Origin of the sequence: Pseudomonas sp. S11P7 (assembly GCF_023195435.1) — a bacterium.
Classification (GTDB): domain Bacteria; phylum Pseudomonadota; class Gammaproteobacteria; order Pseudomonadales; family Pseudomonadaceae; genus Aquipseudomonas; species Aquipseudomonas fluorescens_G.
The window spans coordinates 4,391,803-4,408,486 of sequence record NZ_JALPKS020000002.1; the positions used below are offsets into that span (position 1 = coordinate 4,391,803).

Here is a 16,684-nt window from a genome sequence, read left to right on the forward strand (position 1 = left end):
TGCAATGAAACGGGACCTTAGAACGACTGAGGCCGCTAACCCCTTAGTCGAAGCCTGCGATCTACCGGAGAGCTTCCTCCTAATTACGTTACTAAGGCTCAGGCTGCTCAGAGCGGATGGAAACCAGGTAAGGCAGTCAACAACAGCGTCCCCGGTGGGCAGATAGGTGGAGATATTTTCTATAATGATACAAATATCCTTCCATCCGCCTCTGGCCGAACTTGGTATGAAGCCGACGTCGGCCTCAGCAACACAATGTCACGGAGCAACCAACCGGGAACCAGGTTACTCTATTCGAATGACGGCCTGCTATATATCACCAGCGATCACTATGATACCGTCAGCCCAATTGGAACATGGAAGCAATAACAAATGAAAATTGAACTTGATGGCTTATCAATCTTAAACGAACAAGACTTTCATAAGCGTATAGCTTCTGCCTTTTCCGTATCACAATACTACGGAAACAACCTAAACGCCTTATGGGACCTGCTAAGCACGAATGTGGAACGCCCGATTAATATAGTATGGCGAAATTCGAGAGACTCTAAACAAAATCTTGGCGAAACATATGAGAAAATAATAGCGATATTCGAACGAACTAAAAACCAAGACATTTCTCTAGACTTAGGTGAAAAGTTCAACTACGAATTAAAGTAACAAGCAATTTTTACTTAATCATGGCTTTCTCTTGACTACAAGCACACCCCGATCAAGAGTAAAGCAAATTAGACAGTGCATCCTTGCGCCTACAACTTGCCAAAATCTTCATATCAAAGCGAACTACGCCTGAATATTGCCCAATGAATTACTTGGAAAAAGAAATCGATACAACATTGGCACAGCAAAAAAAAAAAAATAAAAAATTCAGCGCCCATGATTTATCAGCACTCACAAGCAAGATAACGTCGCTTTTTTTCTCATCAAAAGCGAAAAATATGGATCCATATTTTCTGAAAGACACCAAAAAAAAACACGACCCAGAATACTGGAAGACAGTTGACACACTGGAAAATTTTGAGAAGCCTATTCTCATAGTTCAAGACGACCATATTCACGCTTGGAGGCTTGAAACCACGGAAGACCTAAGAACGCTACTTTTCGAATCAACAGGCTTTCCATTCTGGATAACCCCTGAAAACTTAAGCACATTAATATACTTAGATGTACATGACTGCGTCCACTTCGCGCAGCGAGGCCCCTAAACAACCTCAGAGCAAACCTGTAACCAGATAGCATTTAATTATCAAGCAATGTCGAAAACAAAACTTAATCCCAATACATATTCGGGCAAATCGCCCGTAACGACTAATCCGGTGCGATCACTAATTAGCAATGGGATGCCCTCGACCGCCTGACGCAGGATACCCTACCCGGAGGAGCCACACGCGCGCCTACCTACAATCCAACGAAAAAGAACAAATAAATTATGAATACTGAAAAGATAAAAAATCTTGACGGAAAGATAACTTTTGACGAATTAACCAGCCTAGACGGATCGAAAATTGCGCTCCCCACAGATAAATTAAGGGAAGATCTATTACAGGCATCATTCCCGCACGAGCAAATAATAGACATTGGATGGTATCCCGAATTCAGTGAACACGGTGCCTTCAGAATCTCATTAATCGCAAACCAAAACTGGGAATCACCTATATACACCGAAACGGCCAAAACTTTGGGCGATCTTGAGAAAGCGTTAGATAACACGTTGGATAAAGTAAAAAAACTTAGAGCATCGACGCGCTCGCGTCGACTAGTCAACGTCGACGGCAGTGATTAGCCGTTTGCCTATAGATACGACCTGCAAGACCGATTCATCGAGGAACACCAAGGCTGGGGCACTCTGCGCTACGAATACGATAGCGTCGGCCCGCTCAAGCACTGCCGCTTGCCCGATGGCAGCAAACTCGATTACCGCCACCAACCTGGCGGGCAACTCAGCAGCATCGACCTCAACGGCTCCCGCCTGACGCTCTCTCGCTACGACCCGAACAAAATCCCAACCAGTTGGTCCCCTCGTAATTTCAATCGAACCTGGTCCAGAACGGAATTACAAACTTCAACCTCCGTTTTAAGCCCCGTTCAACAACAAAGGAAAATCGCAACTCAACGCTGCGATTTCCCCCCAGAACTTCACCCCCCCGCCAACCGCACCTGCCTCTCCAACTCCACCTTCAACCCCGGCTCCAGCTTCAACTGCCGCGCCAGTTCATCCAGATAGCTCTTCTCCATAAAGCTCTCCTCATCCACCAGCATCACACTGGCGATGTACATCTCTGCCGCCATTTCCGGCGTGCTCGCGGCGCGGGCGACGTCGGTGGGGTCGAGGGGTTTGTTGAGTTCGGCGTGGAGCCAGTGTTGCAGTTCCTGGTCGTTGTCGAGTTTGGTGAATTCGCCTTCGATCAGTTCGCGCTCGCGCTCGTCGATGTGGCCGTCGGCTTTGGCGGCGGCGACCAGGGCTTTGAGGATGGCCTGGCTGTGTTGTTCGACTTGCGCCGGTGGCAGGCGGTCGAGGGTTTGCGGCTCGGTTTGGGGGGCGCTGCCTTTTTGTGCGTTGTAGTTGCCATAAGCTTTGTAGGCCAGCACGCCGAGTGCGGCGAGGCCGCCGTAGATGGCGACTTTGCCGCCGACCTTGCGCACTTTTTTGTTGCCGAGCAGCAGGCCCATGGCGCCGGCCGCCAGTGCGCCACCGCCTGCGCCGGAGAGCAGGCCGCCGAGGCCGCTGGCGCCTGACGAGCCGCCGAGCAGGCCACCCAGCCCGCCGGCAGCCGATTTGTTCGATGCGCCGCCAGCCTTGTTCTGCAGCAGGTCCTGGCCGGATTTGAGCAGTTGATCGAGCAATCCACGGGTGTTCATGTTCCGCCTCCAAACAGGGGTTAACCGGATCTGTAAGGCCCTCAGCCTAGTGCGAAAGTGCCCGAAACGGCGGTGCGAGTGTGCTTCGAGATGTTGCTCGCGCTCGCGTCTGACCTTGAAAAATCCGATCTACACTTCAGCCCAGCGCGAAATTTCCATCGCCGTTGCCTAGATGCGCCCGATCGACCACGCTCTTGTGACCGGGTTGTCGGTCGACGAGACCGTCGTCAGGAGTGAGCTTGCTCGCGAAGAGGCCGTCACATCCGGCGGTGATGTCGCCTGACACACCGCCTTCGCGAGCAGGCTCGCTCCCACAGTTTTCAAACCGGTTTCGGCAGAACTATAGAGGACAAACCCATGCAAACCCGACTCTTGATCAACGGACAACTGGTCAACGGCGAAGGCCCTGCGCAATCGGTGCTCAACCCGGCGCTGGGCGAAGTACTGGTGGAAATCAATGAAGCCAGCGAAGCCCAGGTCGATGCTGCCGTGCGCGCCGCCGACAACGCTTTTGCCAAGTGGTCGCAAACCGCGCCGAAAGACCGCTCGCGGCTGTTGCTCAAACTCGCCGACGCCATCGAAGCCCATGGCGAGGAACTGGCGAAACTCGAATCCGACAATTGCGGCAAACCCTACAATGCCGCACTCAACGACGAGATCCCGGCGATTGCCGATGTGTTCCGTTTCTTCGCCGGCGCCAGCCGTTGCATGAGCGGTTCGGCCGCTGGCGAATATTTGCCCGGTCACACTTCGATGATCCGTCGCGATCCGGTCGGAGTGATCGCCTCCATCGCGCCGTGGAATTACCCGCTGATGATGGTCGCCTGGAAAATCGCCCCGGCGCTGGCCGCCGGTAATACCGTGGTGCTCAAGCCGTCGGAACAAACCCCGCTGACGGCGTTGCGTCTGGCCGAACTGGCGTCGGACATTTTCCCGGCCGGTGTACTCAATCTGGTATTCGGCCGGGGCGCTACTGTCGGCAGTCCACTGGTCAGCCATCCGAAAGTGCGCATGGTGTCGCTGACCGGTTCGATCGCCACCGGGTCGAACATCATTTCCAGCACCGCCGACAGCGTTAAGCGCATGCACATGGAACTGGGCGGCAAGGCACCGGTGATCATCTTCGACGATGCCGACCTCGATGCGGCGGTGGAAGGCATTCGTACATTCGGTTTCTACAACGCCGGGCAGGACTGCACTGCCGCGTGCCGGATCTACGCGCAACAAGGGATTTACGACAAATTCGTTGAAAAACTCGGCGCGGCGGTCAGCACGATCAAATACGGCATGCAGGATGATCCCTCCACCGAGTTGGGACCGCTGATCACTGCACAACACCGCGACCGCGTCGCCGCTTTCGTCGAGCGCGCCGTGGCGCAGCCGCACATTCGCCTGATTACCGGCGGCAAGAGTGTCGAAGGCGATGGTTTCTTCTTCGAGCCGACCGTGCTGGCTGATGTGCAGCAGGATGATGAAATCGTACGCCGTGAGGTATTCGGGCCCGTGGTTTCGGTGACGAAATTTACCGATGAAGCACAAGCGCTTGAGTGGGCCAACGATTCCGACTACGGCCTCGCCTCCTCCATCTGGACCGCCGACGCAGGGCGCGCGCATCGCCTGTCAGCGCGGCTGCAGTACGGCTGCACCTGGGTCAACACGCACTTCATGCTCGTCAGCGAAATGCCCCACGGCGGTCAGAAATTGTCCGGGTACGGCAAGGACATGTCGATGTATGGGCTGGAGGACTACACCACGGTTCGGCATGTGATGTTCAAGCACTAGGACCCGGAAACTTCGCGAGCAGGCACGCTCCCACATTTGATCCCTATTCCCTGTGGTAGCGAGCCTGCTCGCGAATGTGTCACTGCGGCTTCAGAACGGTAACCGGCTCGATGCACCACTTTTTGAGGCCCGCATGAAGAAGTTCAGGGGCCATAAAACCCCGAGAAGCATCATCAAAACAAAAGCTCTGCCTGATCGTGTTTCAGCAAGGAAATACGATCGCACAGCCTGATTTTTTCGTTGGCTTGTTGCCTGGCGTGATCGGACATGACTGCAATCAACTCCTCGAGCTGGCTGACGTCTCCTACCACTTTGAATTGTTTTTCCTTGTTGACGAATACAAGCGACTTCTTTTTTCGCGATAACAGTTCAATGACGTTGCTGAGCGTACCGGTACTTTTTGCATCCCAGATCATCAACCCGTAATCAGCCGCTTCGGCCATGACCAAGTCTTTTTCGGTGAAAAAGGCTCTCGATCCCTTGGAATGTTTTGAGGCCACGGTCCTGGCGGGCCACTGCCCCAGGTTATTCCTGGGGACCGGACCGCTGCAGAACACCGTTGTTCTGGAGGCTTCGAGACTCAGCAGGTATTCCTGAATGGAGCTATCAGCGCCACCCGCATCACCCACCACCACCTCAAAATCAGACGCAACGATATTATTGATACGCTCTTTAACCTTTGGATCGAGGTTCTTGATATTGATAGAGCCAGCAATAAATACAGTGGTCATTGAGTTCATTTCCAGGTTAGTGCCGCTACGTAAATCTTTCCGACCTTTGGATATTTACGTAAAACGGCGCAGGCCGCGTCCATCGAAGCGCCGCTACCAAACAAATCGTCTACAACCAAAACATTCCAGCGCCCATCGGTGGTGATTTCATCATTGACGCTGAAACTGTCTCCAATCGCGGCAACCTTGTCGGCATCTGGAATGCAAATCCTTGAGCGACTTCCCTGTGTAACAGTCATTCCTACAGATACGACCCTCCTGAAAAACTCCCATTTCCTACAGCATCATCCAGTTGCTGCCAAAACCTGTGGCGAGGGAGCAAACGCCCTCGCCACAGGTCAGGTTTATTAATTTGTCCACCGTGAAAGCCAAATGCCTTTCATGGTTCCTGCCTCAGCGCTAAAACCGCGAAACACTCCGCATCGCATCCACCAGATACCTCATCGCAATCCGGTCATTCTCGGAAAGCTCTCGATAACGCTCGACCAGCTTCAACTCTTCCGAACTGAGCCGGCGTCTTCTGCGCCCGATGCCCAAGCATGGAAAGATTCCTAACATTTCGGTGATGCCGTGTATTTTTGCCATGGACGATGTCCTTCTCTGATGAGTCAAGAAACTGCTGAACCTCACATCGCCCTGCCTCTTTTGAGCAGTGTCGTGTGCCCCGCCGACACGAAGGCTTGTATCCGGTCTTGCCCATAGAATAGGAATTAAATCGGCGCTGAAAAGCAGTTTTTAGAGTAATTAATCGAAAAAAGCAGTTATGCCCTTTAAATCAGAGGACCCTGTCAGAAAAATTACAGACATGTCTTGTTTCATTGCCAGCTGACGGCACGCAAACAAGGCTTTTTGCTCGACAATCGAACCGATTAAGCTAGCGGGCATCTGTTTATAGTCCGTTGCGTTTGGCCGAAGGCATGACCGAACCGTAATTTCCGATCCGCTACGTGCCAGGAACGGCACGGGATTGCACACGACAGGTTGTATATATGCATCGCAGGAATTTGCTCAAAGCGTCCATGGCCATTGCGGCTTACACCGGTCTTTCGGCCACTGGCCTGCTGGCCACGCGTGCCTGGGCAGCCAATGGCACCGCCGCCGATGGCGAAGCGCAGGCGTTTGATTTCGAAGCGCTCAAGCGTCAGGCCAAGCAACTGGCCGGCAGCGCCTATCAGGATACGAAACAGGTATTGCCGCCCACCTTGGCGACCATGACGCCGCAGAATTTCAATGCGATCCGCTACGACGGCGAGCATTCGTTGTGGAAGGAAAACAAGGGCCAGCTGGACGTGCAGTTCTTCCACGTCGGCATGGGCTTCCGTCAGCCGGTGCGTATGTACAGCGTCGATCCCAAGACACGCATGGCGCGCGAGGTGCATTTCCGTCCGGCGCTGTTCAATTACGAGAACACTTCGGTCGACACCCAGCAGTTGAAAGGCGATCTGGGTTTCGCCGGGTTCAAACTGTTCAAGGCACCGGAACTGGATCGGCATGACGTGGTGTCGTTTCTCGGTGCGAGTTATTTCCGTGCCGTCGACGCTTCTGGCCAATATGGCCTCTCGGCGCGCGGCCTGGCGATCGACACCTACGCCAAGAAACGCGAAGAATTCCCCGACTTCACCAAATTCTGGTTCGAGACGCCGGACAAGAATGCCACGCGTTTTGTGGTCTACGCCCTGCTCGACTCGCCGAGCGCCACCGGTGCCTATCGCTTCGACATCGATTGCCAGGCCGAACGCGTGGTGATGGAAATCGACGCGCACATCAATGCGCGTACCGCCATCGAACAGTTGGGCATTTCGCCGATGACCAGCATGTTCAGCTGCGGCACACACGAGCGGCGCATGTGCGACACCATTCACCCGCAAATCCACGACTCGGATCGCCTGGCGATGTGGCGCGGCAACGGCGAGTGGATCTGCCGCCCGCTGAACAACCCGGCCACCCTGCAATTCAACGCCTTTGCCGACAAGGATCCGAAGGGTTTCGGCCTGGTGCAGACCGACCACGAATTCGCCAACTATCAGGACACGGTCGACTGGTACAGCAAGCGTCCGAGCCTGTGGGTCGAACCGACTACCCCGTGGGGCGAAGGCTCGATCGACTTGCTGGAAATCCCTACGACCGGCGAGACGCTGGACAATATCGTGGCGTTCTGGACGCCGAAGAAACCGGTGGCCGCTGGCGATTCGCTGAATTACGGCTACAAGCTCTACTGGAGCGCCTTGCCGCCCGTGGGCACGCCGTTGGCACGGGTGCACGCGACCCGCTCCGGCATGGGCGGTTTCACCGAAGGCTGGGCACCGGGCGAGCATTACCCGAAGGTGTGGGCACGACGCTTTGCCGTGGACTTCACCGGTGGCGGTCTGGAGCGCTTGCCGCAGGGCACCGGGATTGAACCGGTGGTGACCTGCTCGAACGGCAAGGTGCAGGACTTCAGCGTACTGGTGCTGGATGACATCAAGGGTTACCGGATCCTGTTCGACTGGTACCCGACCAATGACAGCGTCGAGCCGGTGGAACTGCGCCTGTTCATTCGTACCAACGACCGTACGTTGAGCGAGACCTGGTTGTACCAGTACTTCCCGCCGGCGCCGGACAAGCGCAAATATCCTTGAAAATTTAAGGCGCCTGCACGGCCTCATCGCTGGCAAGCCAGCTCCCACAGTGAATGGTGTCGAGCACACATTTTGCGTACGCCACCAAACCTGTGGGAGCTGGCTTGCCAGCGATGGCGCCAGCATGGCAACAGAGACACCAGACGAAAAAAAGCCCCGGCCATCACTGACCGGGGCTTTTTGCTTTATCTCGACTGATTCAATCTCGCAAATCAGACTCATGAATCGGCTGATCCCGATGGGTCGCGCGCTGATACTGCGCCGGCCACACCGCTTTGCGCCCGCCCAGATCATCATCGGCATGCAGCGGCCAGTACGGATCGCGCAGCAATTCCCGGGCAAGGAAAATGATATCGGCCTGACAGGTACGCAAAATATGCTCGGCCTGCGCCGGCTCGGTAATCATGCCCACGGTGCCGGTGGCGATGCCTGACTCTTTGCGCACCCGTTCGGCGAAGCGCGTCTGATAACCCGGCCCGACCGGAATTTCCGCGTTGGCCGCCGTACCGCCCGAGGACACATCGATCAGGTCAGCGCCCAGCGTGTGCAGACGCCGCGCCAGCTCCACGGTTTCATCCGGGTTCCAGCCGTCTTCCACCCAGTCGGTGGCGGACACCCGAACAAACACCGGCAGTTCCTCCGGCCACACCGCCCGCACTGCTTCGGTGACTTGCAGCACCAGCCGGATACGATTTTCGAACGATCCGCCGTATTGATCCTGGCGCTGATTACTCAGCGGCGAGAGAAACTGATGCAGCAGATAACCGTGCGCGGCATGCACCTCGACCACACTGAAACCTGCCGTCAACGCGCGTTTGGCGGCATCGACGAAGGCCTGAATGACATTGGCGATCTGCCCTTCATCGAGCTGTTTGGGTTGCGTGTGCTGCGGATCGAAAGCGATCGGCGACGGCCCGACCGGGGTCCAGCCGCCCTCCTCGGGTTTGACGCTGCCATGCTTGCCAATCCACGGCCGATGGGTGCTGGCCTTGCGTCCGGCGTGGGCCAGTTGAATGCCGGCGACTGCGCCTTGGGAAGTGATGAAGCGGGTGATGCGTTGCAGCGGTTCGATCTGTTCGTCGTTCCACAGGCCAAGGTCTTCGGCGGTGATCCGCCCGTCGGCGGTGACTGCCGTGGCTTCGGTAAACACCAGACCGGCGCCGCCCACCGCGCGACTGCCCAGATGCACCAGATGCCAGTCGTTGGCCAGGCCGTCGACGCTGGAGTACTGGCACATCGGCGAGACGGCGATGCGGTTGGGCAGGGTCAGTTGGCGCAGGGTAAAAGGTTCAAGCAGCAGACTCATGGGGCACCTCTCGAATCAGTGGGCAGGCTCCAGGGTTCTGTTTGAAAAGTCGACGAGTGACAGAAAAAGGTGCAGCACCCGCCCCCGCGGGCAAGAAATCGACAAGACGTCACAAGGCCAATCAAGCAGTGCTTAGAGCCTAGTCGACAACGCGGGAAGAAGGAGGGTTCAGAGTGATTCAGTATGTGAAGGACGCTTTCGCCAGCAGGCTCGCTCCCCCATGGACTACACCGGACCTGTAGGAGTGAGCCTGCTCGCGATTGGCTTTAACGCGGTTCGATGTGAGCAATCATCAATTGCACAGTCTCATTGCCACGAAACTCGTTCACGTCGAGTTTGTAAACCAGTTCCACCCACTGAATCGTTGGGTTCGGCCAGACATCCCGATCAATGCCAAACGCGATGCCATCGAGCTTCACCGAGCCACATTCGCTTTTCAGCACCACCTTCAAATGCCGCTCGCCAACCACACGCTGTTCGACCAACTGAAACACGCCATGAAACACCGGCTCCGGAAAGTGCTGGCCCCAAGGCCCGGCATGGCGCAACGCGCGGGCCAGTTCGAGGTGGAATTCCTCGACCGCCAGGGTGCCATCGGTGAGCATGCGCCCGGTCAGGTCTTCCTCGCGAAGTTGCCTGCGCACTTCGGCGTCGAAGGCCTCGGCGAATAACGGAAAATTTTCCTGCGCCAAGGTCAGACCGGCCGCCATCGCGTGGCCACCGTACTTGGCGATCAGGTTCGGATGCTGTGCGGCGACCACGCTCAGCGCATCGCGAATGTGGAAGCCCTGCACCGAGCGTCCGGAGCCCTTGAGCAGGCCATCGCCAGCATCGGCGAAGGCAATGGTTGGACGGAAATAACGCTCTTTCATTCGCGAAGCGAGAATACCGATCACACCCTGATGCCACTCCGGATCGAACAGGCACAGGCCAAACGGCATCGACTCCACCGGCAAGTCCTTGAGCTGCGCCAGCGCTTCACGCTGCATGCCCTGCTCGATGGATTTGCGGTCCTGGTTCATGCCGTCCAGTTGCGCAGCCATTTCCCGGGCCAGATTGGCATCGCTGGTGAGCAGGCATTCAATGCCCAGGCTCATGTCATCCAGACGACCGGCAGCGTTGAGACGCGGGCCGACAATAAAGCCCAGATCCGTAGACGTGATACGCGCGGCGTCACGCTTGGCCACTTCCAGGATCGCTTTGATCCCCGGTCGCGCCCGGCCGGCGCGAATCCGCTCAAGCCCTTGGTGCACCAGAATGCGATTGTTGGCGTCCAGCGGCACCACGTCGGCGACGCTGCCCAGCGCCACCAGATCGAGCAGTTCGCCGATGTTCGGTTGCGCCTTGCTCTCGTACCAGCCGAGGCTGCGCAGGCGCGCGCGCAACGCCATCAAAACATAGAAAATCACCCCGACACCGGCCAGCGCCTTGCTCGGAAATTCGCAGCCCGGCTGGTTCGGGTTGACCAGCGCATCGGCCTGCGGCAACTCATCGCCGGGCAAGTGGTGGTCGGTGATCAGCACTTTCAGGCCGGCGCGTTTCGCCGCAGCCACGCCTTCGACGCTGGAGATACCGTTGTCGACGGTGATGAGCAATTGCGGCTCGCGGGTCAGCGCGACGTCGACGATTTCCGGGGTCAGGCCGTAGCCATATTCGAAACGGTTCGGCACCAGGTAATCAACATGGGCCGCGCCCAGCAGGCGCAAACCCAGCACGCCAACGGTGCTGGCCGTGGCGCCGTCCGCATCGAAATCGCCGACGATAAGGATGCGCTGACGTTGCTCCAGCGCGGTCACCAGCAGGTCGACGGCGGCCTCGATGCCCTTGAGTTGCTGATACGGGATCAACCGCGCCAGGCTCTTGTCCAGCTCGGCCTCGGACTGCACGCCACGCGCCGCATACAGGCGCGTCAGCAGCGGTGGCAGATCACCCAGAAAGGGCAGCGTGGCGGGCAGTTGACGAGGTTCGATACGCATGGAGTGACGGAGACTTCTCTTGGTTACGTGGGATTATTCCGGTGCTGGCGCAGGATCAGCCGCGCTCACCTTGCAGCCATTGCAACTGGACTTCGTGCTGACCGCGATCGTCGGTGACGAAGACCGTGCCTTCACTGATCATCACGTCCCACTTGATGACGCGGGGCATGTCCTTGGCCAGGGTTTCCAGCACTTCTTGCGGGACAGCGGCGATGTTGACGTTCTTCAGGTTCTTGATCGCCGGGATCACCTTGGTTTCCCAAACGCGCAGGCTGCCATAGGCCAACAGACTGGTACGCTCGGTGCGGCGCGAGCACCAGGTCAAGCGATCGACATCCGGCTGACCGACCTCGATCCAGTGCAGAACGCGGTCGTCCAGGCTCTTTTCCCACAAGGCCGGTTCATCCACGTCCGACAGACCTCGGCCAAACGACAACTGCTCGTTGTACCAGAGGGCGTAGGCCAGCAGGCGCACGGTCATGCGTTCTTCGGTTTCCGAAGGGTGACGGGCGATGGTCTGCTTGACGCTCTCGTAGACGCTGCGGTCGAGGTCGGTGAGGTTCAGTTCGAATTTGTAGGTAGTGGACGGCTGGGCCATGAACGGGCTTCTTGATACGAGGAAAGTCGGCAAGTCTAACCGATGCCGTAGGCAATCATCGAATTGATGGCGATCAAGCTGCGGCGTCTGACAGCCGGCTATGTTAAAACGCTGTATCCGCTCAGCCTTGCCCTACAGGATCTCGCATGCCGTTCACCAGCAAACCGCTCTCGGGTCTGAAAGTCATTGAATTGGGAACATTGATTGCCGGGCCGTTTGCCTCGCGTATTTGCGGCGAGTTCGGCGCTGAAGTGATCAAGATCGAATCGCCGGACGGTGGCGACCCGCTGCGCAAATGGCGAAAGCTGTATGAAGGCACTTCGCTGTGGTGGTTCGTCCAGGCGCGCAACAAAAAATCACTGACGCTGAATCTCAAGCATCCTGACGGTTTGGCGATCCTCAAACAACTGCTCAGCGAAGTCGACATTCTCATCGAAAACTTCCGCCCCGGCGTGCTGGAAAAGCTCGGCCTGAGCTGGGAAACCCTGCACGCGCTGAACCCGAAACTGGTGATGGTACGCCTGTCCGGTTTCGGCCAGACCGGGCCGATGAAAGATCAACCGGGCTTCGGCGCGGTTGGCGAGTCCATGGGCGGTTTGCGTTACATCACCGGTTTCGAAGACCGGCCACCGGTGCGCACCGGGATTTCCATCGGCGACTCGATTGCCGCGCTGTGGGGCGTGATCGGCGCGCTGATGGCGCTGCGTCACCGCGAAGTCAACGGCGGCCTCGGACAGGTCGTCGATGTCGCGCTGTATGAAGCGATTTTCGCGATGATGGAAAGCATGGTGCCGGAGTTCGATGTGTTCGGGTTCATCCGCGAGCGCAGCGGCAACATCATGCCCGGCATCACGCCCTCCTCCATTCACACCAGCGCCGACGGCAAGCATGTGCAGATTGGCGCCAATGGCGACGCGATCTTCAAACGTTTCATGTTGATCATCGGTCGCGAAGACTTGGCCAACGACCCGGCACTGGCCAGCAACGACGGACGCGACAGCCGCCGCGACGAGTTGTACGGCGTGATCGATCGCTGGGTCAATTCACTGCCGCTGCAAACCGTGCTCGACCTGCTCAATCAGGCCGAAGTGCCAGCCAGCCGGATCTTCAGCGCCGAGGACATGTTCAGCGATCCGCAGTACCTGGCGCGTGAAATGTTCCTGCATGCGAAGCTGCCCGACGGCAAGGATTTCAAGATGCCCGGCATCGTGCCGAAACTGTCCGAGACACCCGGCAGTTCCGAATGGGTCGGGCCGCAACTGGGTGAGCACAATGCGCAGGTACTCCACGACCTTGGCTACGACGCAGAGCAGATCGCCAGGTTACGCGAAGACGGAGCCATTTAAGCTGAAGCGCCTGCTGCCCTCCCCTGCCAACCGCACGCATTCCGGTTGGACGTGGCGGCTGTTGTGCTTGCTGTGCCTGCTCTCGCTGTCGAGCGCCGCGCAGGCCAAACCGACGCTGATCTGGTTGCTGCGCGACCTGCCGCCCATGACCATTTTCGAGGGACCGAAAAAGGTCAGGGCGTCATCGATCATTTGATGCCACTGCTGATCGCCGGCATGCCGCAATACGAGCACACACTGCTGCGGGTCAATCGCGCCCGCGGACTGCAGATGCTGCAGGAACATTCGTTCGCTTGCGATCCCGCGCTGCTGTGGAGCAAGGAGCGCGCGCAGTGGATTGTGTATTCGATTCCGGCGATCCGCGCCGTGAGCAATGGCCTGGTGGTGCGCCAACAAGATCGCGCGGTGCTGGCACCTTATCTGGTGGAAGGAGAAGTTGACCTGGCGGCTTTGCTGGCAGCGCCTGAGCGCAAGGTCGGCATCGTCGCCGAACGCAGTTATGGCGAATTCATCGACAACCTTCTGCAGCAAGCGCCGCGCGGTGCCCTGACGCCACACTACGGCAACGACGCGCTGAGCAACCTGCTGTCGATGCAGCGTCTGGGCCGCTTGCAGGTGGTACTGGGTTACTGGCCGGAGATTCGTTATCAGGCCACTCAGGCGCAGATTGCCGAAAATGAACTGGCGTTCTACCCGATTCGCGGCACGCAAAAATATCTCTCCGGTCATGTGGCGTGCTCCAACACTGCCGAGGGACGCCAGGCCATCGAAGAGATCAACCATCTACTGCGCACGGTGCCCCACGAACCGCTCAATCGGTTGTACGCCGAATGGCTCGACCCGGAGCGCCGAGCCGACTACCTGCAACAGGCCCGCACGTTTTTCGACCGCCAGGCCGCGCAATGAGAAATCGCAGGCAAAAAGAAACCCCGAGAAGTGGGGAGACGACTCGGGGTTAAACGTGGCCTACATAAAGACCCGTAGCAGCAAGCGACAAGCACCGGAGCACAATGCTTGATCCTGCTGTTATGGGGTCTGACTGACAGGAACGCAGGAAGGTTCCCACAAAAAATATTTCATCTTTACAGCGCTGCCCGCTTGTCCAGCGCGGCGTTGCGCAAGGCTGCAATCACGCAGGGTTCGAGCCGGCCTTCGGCGATCAGCACGTCACGGTGCAGACCATCGACAACGTCGGTCAGCAGACGCTTGTCGGTCAGTTGCGCCTGGTTGAATTCGCGCTCCACCACGATCGCGCCGTGACTGTTCTTTAACGTCACCAGGCATTGACCATGCCGGCCGCTGGGGGTCAACGAAACCTGATACGGGCTCAGAGCCTCACCGAGCAATAGACTGATACTTTCCATCTCGATCTCCACTCAATAGTCCGAAAACTGTGCGCCTGGGGCGTGTACATATAAATGACCACCGGCCCGAGAAGAAAGTTCTGCGTATCGATTGCCTCCCTGTCGCAGCGTCACCGGCCTTAAAGAGCATGCACGCTGAAGATGACAGAAAGACTTCCTGACGCTTTACACACCCAGTGGCGACGAAGCGGCGTTCAGGTAACTGTCGAGCAAACCGCGCATCAGCACCGCCGACACCGGCGTCTGCAGGCGGCCCAACAAGCGCACACGGTGTTGGTCCAGCAGCGGCTCAAGATCGTTGAGCAGACTCGGTGCGACCGTACCGAGCAGAATCACCGCACGCGCTTGCTGGCGAGCCGTCAGATGCTGCATCAGCGCCAGACCATCGCCGCCCTTCAACTGCGGATCGCAGATGGCGATGTCGACCACACCGCGGTACTCCAGCGACGACATGGCCGCTGTCAGCGACGGTGCGGTGAGTACATCGTAGATGCCGACGGCATTGAGCATCTGGTGCAACGCCATCAGTTGAAACGGATTGGGTTCAAGTATCAGTACTTTAAGCGAGCGCATAAGCGACCTCTGGAGCGACAATCGCGGACTCTCACCGCAGTGGTTGTCACTCTAGGCCAGCCGTCCTAAGCCTCCCATCGGAAAAGTAGCCGCGTCGTATAGGACATTTCCCATCTTCATTGTGGACATCGACACCCGCTCTCGGCCCGGCGCTGAGTGATATCCGTCCAGCCGCCCAGCAAGCCACGCAATTTGCCGTCGGCGCTGTAGAACGGCACGGTCCATTGATAGACCTCACGCGGGCCGTTCTTGAACTGCAAGTGGCGTTTGCTGAAGCGCGACTTGCGCGTGCGCAACTGCAGCATGAACTCTTGGTGCAGCATCAGCGCTGTGGCTTCGGGCAGTGTGTCGAGTTCGATCAACAAGCGCCCCATGACCTGATCCAGACGTACCGACAACGCTTCCTCGTAGCTGCGGTTGCAGGTGATCAGACGCCCGTGCAGATCGCGGACGAATACCGGGTCCGGCATGGCATCGATCAGCGCGTGCTGAAACGCCAATTGGTCGCCCAGATCCTTCTCCGCTGCCCGCCGCAGCTTGATGACCGTGGTCAAACGCCGATTCCACACCAGCGACAGCAAGCCGAACACGCCGAGCCCGCCCATGGCCCAGCATGCCCATTCGAGCAGTTGCTGCCCGAGGGTCGGCACGGGCGCCGGGGCTATTCCCTCCAGCCACTTCAGGCGGATCGCGCGCAACTCGGCGGGCGGAAAAGCCTCCAGGGCCTTGTTGAGAATTCCCAGAAGCTCCGGCATGCCTTTGCGCACCGCGAGGTTGTCGGCTTCCCACTTGCCCTCAACCAGACCACCGACCTTGAGCAATCCCAGGGGATACAGCTGCGCGCCAATTTCGTTTTCGATGGTGGCGTAGGCTTCGCCACTTTCGACCAGTGCCCGCGCCTCGGCATAGGTCTTGACCGAATGGATTTCGACTGTTGGAAAGTCGCGCCTGATCATGTCTTCCAGAGCGTGCCGGGCCGGCAGCACCAGTCTGCGTCCGGCCAGTTGCTCGAAAGACTCCAGACGGGGCGCGTCGGCTCGCCCGACGAACACCCAACCCGCCCCACCGAAGGCGTGGCTGTAATCGAGAAACGCCTTGCGCTCCTCGCTCATCGCCAGCGTCGTACTGATGTCCGCCGCGCCGCTCTGCAGACGCTCAAGCATGTGGTCGGTGGAGAATGACTCCTGATGCACGAACTGCAAGCCGGTCATCGCCGTCACGCGTTTGAGCACATCGTTGTTCAAGCCGCTCCATTGGCCATGTTCGTCCTGAAACAGGTACAGCGGGTATTGCACCGACGCCACGGTCACCGTCGGGTTGTCGCGAATCCACTCGCGCTCGTGGGCGGCCAGTTCGACAGGCTGCACATCGTACGCCACCGCATCGTCGTGCAGCGTCAGTTGCGCCGCCACACTGCAACGCAGCAAGCCCAGTAACCCGAACAGAACCAGCCCGCCCAGCGCCGGCTTCAAACCTCTATAAAACAGCATTGCCACTTCCTTCGTGATCGACTCACCCGTCCTGCGTGGGT

16 protein-coding genes and 2 pseudogenes are annotated in these 16,684 nt (G+C 57.9%); 8 read left to right on the forward strand and 10 right to left on the reverse strand.

The features are described from left to right. Nucleotides 1-54 precede the first annotated feature (54 nt). The 4 genes and pseudogenes from M0746_RS20335 to M0746_RS29555 form a co-directional block, all read left to right on the forward strand. Nucleotides 55-369, forward strand: a complete 315-nt coding sequence (locus M0746_RS20335; protein ID WP_258451510.1) for a ribonuclease domain-containing protein — start codon at nt 55-57, stop codon at nt 367-369. Between the two features lie 3 nt (nt 370-372). Beyond that, a complete protein-coding gene (locus tag M0746_RS20340) occupies nt 373-660 on the forward strand; it encodes a barstar family protein (protein ID WP_258450393.1) in 288 nt (95 codons plus the stop codon). A gap of 143 nt (nt 661-803) precedes the next feature. Then, on the forward strand, nt 804-1,205 hold the full coding sequence (locus tag M0746_RS20345) for a hypothetical protein (RefSeq protein WP_258450394.1): 402 nt from the start codon (nt 804-806) through the stop codon (nt 1,203-1,205). A gap of 548 nt (nt 1,206-1,753) precedes the next feature. Further along, nucleotides 1,754-1,999, forward strand: a pseudogene (locus M0746_RS29555) (hypothetical protein); the annotation flags it as partial. Between the two features lie 137 nt (nt 2,000-2,136). On the opposite strand, the gene M0746_RS20355 reads toward M0746_RS29555, so the two are convergent. Beyond that, nucleotides 2,137-2,859: a tellurite resistance TerB family protein gene (locus M0746_RS20355; protein ID WP_258450396.1), complete on the reverse strand. Its 723-nt coding sequence runs from the start codon at nt 2,857-2,859 to the stop codon at nt 2,137-2,139. A gap of 357 nt (nt 2,860-3,216) precedes the next feature. Here M0746_RS20355 and M0746_RS20360 point away from each other — a divergent pair, with 357 nt between their 5' ends. Further along, complete coding sequence (locus M0746_RS20360) at nt 3,217-4,641, forward strand: gamma-aminobutyraldehyde dehydrogenase (RefSeq protein ID WP_258450397.1); 1,425 nt, start codon at nt 3,217-3,219, stop codon at nt 4,639-4,641. 173 nt (nt 4,642-4,814) lie between these two features. Here M0746_RS20360 and M0746_RS20365 read toward each other — a convergent pair whose 3' ends face one another. From M0746_RS20365 to M0746_RS20375, 3 genes are all read right to left on the reverse strand, one after another. Further along, complete coding sequence (locus M0746_RS20365) at nt 4,815-5,372, reverse strand: hypothetical protein (RefSeq protein WP_208938596.1); 558 nt, start codon at nt 5,370-5,372, stop codon at nt 4,815-4,817. A 5-nt stretch (nt 5,373-5,377) separates the two neighbouring features. Continuing rightward, nucleotides 5,378-5,611 (reverse strand): phosphoribosyltransferase, encoded by a 234-nt coding sequence (locus tag M0746_RS20370; protein ID WP_258450398.1) that lies wholly within the window; start codon nt 5,609-5,611, stop codon nt 5,378-5,380. Between the two features lie 160 nt (nt 5,612-5,771). Continuing rightward, nucleotides 5,772-5,957 (reverse strand): hypothetical protein, encoded by a 186-nt coding sequence (locus M0746_RS20375; protein ID WP_090281934.1) that lies wholly within the window; start codon nt 5,955-5,957, stop codon nt 5,772-5,774. A 404-nt stretch (nt 5,958-6,361) separates the two neighbouring features. Here M0746_RS20375 and M0746_RS20380 point away from each other — a divergent pair, with 404 nt between their 5' ends. Next, nucleotides 6,362-7,990, forward strand: coding sequence for a glucan biosynthesis protein D (locus tag M0746_RS20380; RefSeq protein WP_258450399.1), 1,629 nt, complete (start codon nt 6,362-6,364; stop codon nt 7,988-7,990). Nucleotides 7,991-8,189: 199 nt separating this feature from the next. On the opposite strand, the gene M0746_RS20385 is transcribed toward M0746_RS20380, so the two are convergent. The 3 genes from M0746_RS20385 to M0746_RS20395 form a co-directional block, all read right to left on the reverse strand. Continuing rightward, entirely contained in the window at nt 8,190-9,296 is a 1,107-nt protein-coding gene (locus M0746_RS20385; protein ID WP_208938599.1) for an NADH:flavin oxidoreductase/NADH oxidase, read from the reverse strand. A gap of 266 nt (nt 9,297-9,562) precedes the next feature. After that, nucleotides 9,563-11,272, reverse strand: a complete 1,710-nt coding sequence (gene recJ, locus M0746_RS20390; RefSeq protein WP_258450400.1) for a single-stranded-DNA-specific exonuclease RecJ — start codon at nt 11,270-11,272, stop codon at nt 9,563-9,565. A 55-nt stretch (nt 11,273-11,327) separates the two neighbouring features. Continuing rightward, on the reverse strand, nt 11,328-11,870 hold the full coding sequence (locus tag M0746_RS20395; RefSeq protein WP_093104404.1) for a YaeQ family protein: 543 nt from the start codon (nt 11,868-11,870) through the stop codon (nt 11,328-11,330). A gap of 146 nt (nt 11,871-12,016) precedes the next feature. On the opposite strand from M0746_RS20395, the gene M0746_RS20400 reads away from it, so the two are divergent. Further along, nucleotides 12,017-13,216 carry a CaiB/BaiF CoA transferase family protein gene (locus M0746_RS20400; RefSeq protein WP_258450401.1) on the forward strand — a complete coding sequence of 400 codons (1,200 nt, stop codon included), beginning with the start codon at nt 12,017-12,019 and terminating at the stop codon, nt 13,214-13,216. Continuing rightward, a pseudogene (locus tag M0746_RS20405) lies at nt 13,143-14,122 on the forward strand (TIGR02285 family protein). The gene M0746_RS20400 and the pseudogene M0746_RS20405 overlap by 74 nt, the downstream one beginning before the upstream one ends. Before the next feature lie 176 nt (nt 14,123-14,298). Here M0746_RS20405 and M0746_RS20410 read toward each other — a convergent pair. The 3 genes from M0746_RS20410 to M0746_RS20420 form a co-directional block, all read right to left on the reverse strand. Continuing rightward, nucleotides 14,299-14,580 (reverse strand): DUF3509 domain-containing protein, encoded by a 282-nt coding sequence (locus tag M0746_RS20410; RefSeq protein ID WP_203420876.1) that lies wholly within the window; start codon nt 14,578-14,580, stop codon nt 14,299-14,301. Between the two features lie 165 nt (nt 14,581-14,745). Further along, nucleotides 14,746-15,153, reverse strand: a complete 408-nt coding sequence (locus tag M0746_RS20415; RefSeq protein WP_258450402.1) for a response regulator — start codon at nt 15,151-15,153, stop codon at nt 14,746-14,748. A gap of 116 nt (nt 15,154-15,269) precedes the next feature. Further along, nucleotides 15,270-16,643: a transporter substrate-binding domain-containing protein gene (locus M0746_RS20420; RefSeq protein ID WP_258450403.1), complete on the reverse strand. Its 1,374-nt coding sequence runs from the start codon at nt 16,641-16,643 to the stop codon at nt 15,270-15,272. Nucleotides 16,644-16,684: the final 41 nt, after the last annotated feature.

Bases quoted from the DNA above. Each gene is read 5' to 3' on its own strand.
- M0746_RS20345 (WP_258450394.1), top strand. From the start codon at position 804: ATGAATTACTTGGAAAAAGAAATCGATACAACATTGGCACAGCAAAAA.
- M0746_RS20420 (WP_258450403.1), bottom strand. From the start codon at position 16,643: ATGCTGTTTTATAGAGGTTTGAAGCCGGCGCTGGGCGGGCTGGTTCTG.
- M0746_RS20410 (WP_203420876.1), bottom strand. From the start codon at position 14,580: ATGGAAAGTATCAGTCTATTGCTCGGTGAGGCTCTGAGCCCGTATCAG.
- M0746_RS20385 (WP_208938599.1), bottom strand. From the start codon at position 9,296: ATGAGTCTGCTGCTTGAACCTTTTACCCTGCGCCAACTGACCCTGCCC.
- M0746_RS20400 (WP_258450401.1), top strand. From the start codon at position 12,017: ATGCCGTTCACCAGCAAACCGCTCTCGGGTCTGAAAGTCATTGAATTG.
- M0746_RS20380 (WP_258450399.1), top strand. From the start codon at position 6,362: ATGCATCGCAGGAATTTGCTCAAAGCGTCCATGGCCATTGCGGCTTAC.
- M0746_RS20370 (WP_258450398.1), bottom strand. From the start codon at position 5,611: ATGACTGTTACACAGGGAAGTCGCTCAAGGATTTGCATTCCAGATGCC.
- M0746_RS20360 (WP_258450397.1), top strand. From the start codon at position 3,217: ATGCAAACCCGACTCTTGATCAACGGACAACTGGTCAACGGCGAAGGC.
- M0746_RS20375 (WP_090281934.1), bottom strand. From the start codon at position 5,957: ATGGCAAAAATACACGGCATCACCGAAATGTTAGGAATCTTTCCATGC.
- recJ (WP_258450400.1), bottom strand. From the start codon at position 11,272: ATGCGTATCGAACCTCGTCAACTGCCCGCCACGCTGCCCTTTCTGGGT.
- M0746_RS20395 (WP_093104404.1), bottom strand. From the start codon at position 11,870: ATGGCCCAGCCGTCCACTACCTACAAATTCGAACTGAACCTCACCGAC.
- M0746_RS20340 (WP_258450393.1), top strand. From the start codon at position 373: ATGAAAATTGAACTTGATGGCTTATCAATCTTAAACGAACAAGACTTT.
- M0746_RS20415 (WP_258450402.1), bottom strand. From the start codon at position 15,153: ATGCGCTCGCTTAAAGTACTGATACTTGAACCCAATCCGTTTCAACTG.
- M0746_RS20365 (WP_208938596.1), bottom strand. From the start codon at position 5,372: ATGACCACTGTATTTATTGCTGGCTCTATCAATATCAAGAACCTCGAT.
- M0746_RS20355 (WP_258450396.1), bottom strand. From the start codon at position 2,859: ATGAACACCCGTGGATTGCTCGATCAACTGCTCAAATCCGGCCAGGAC.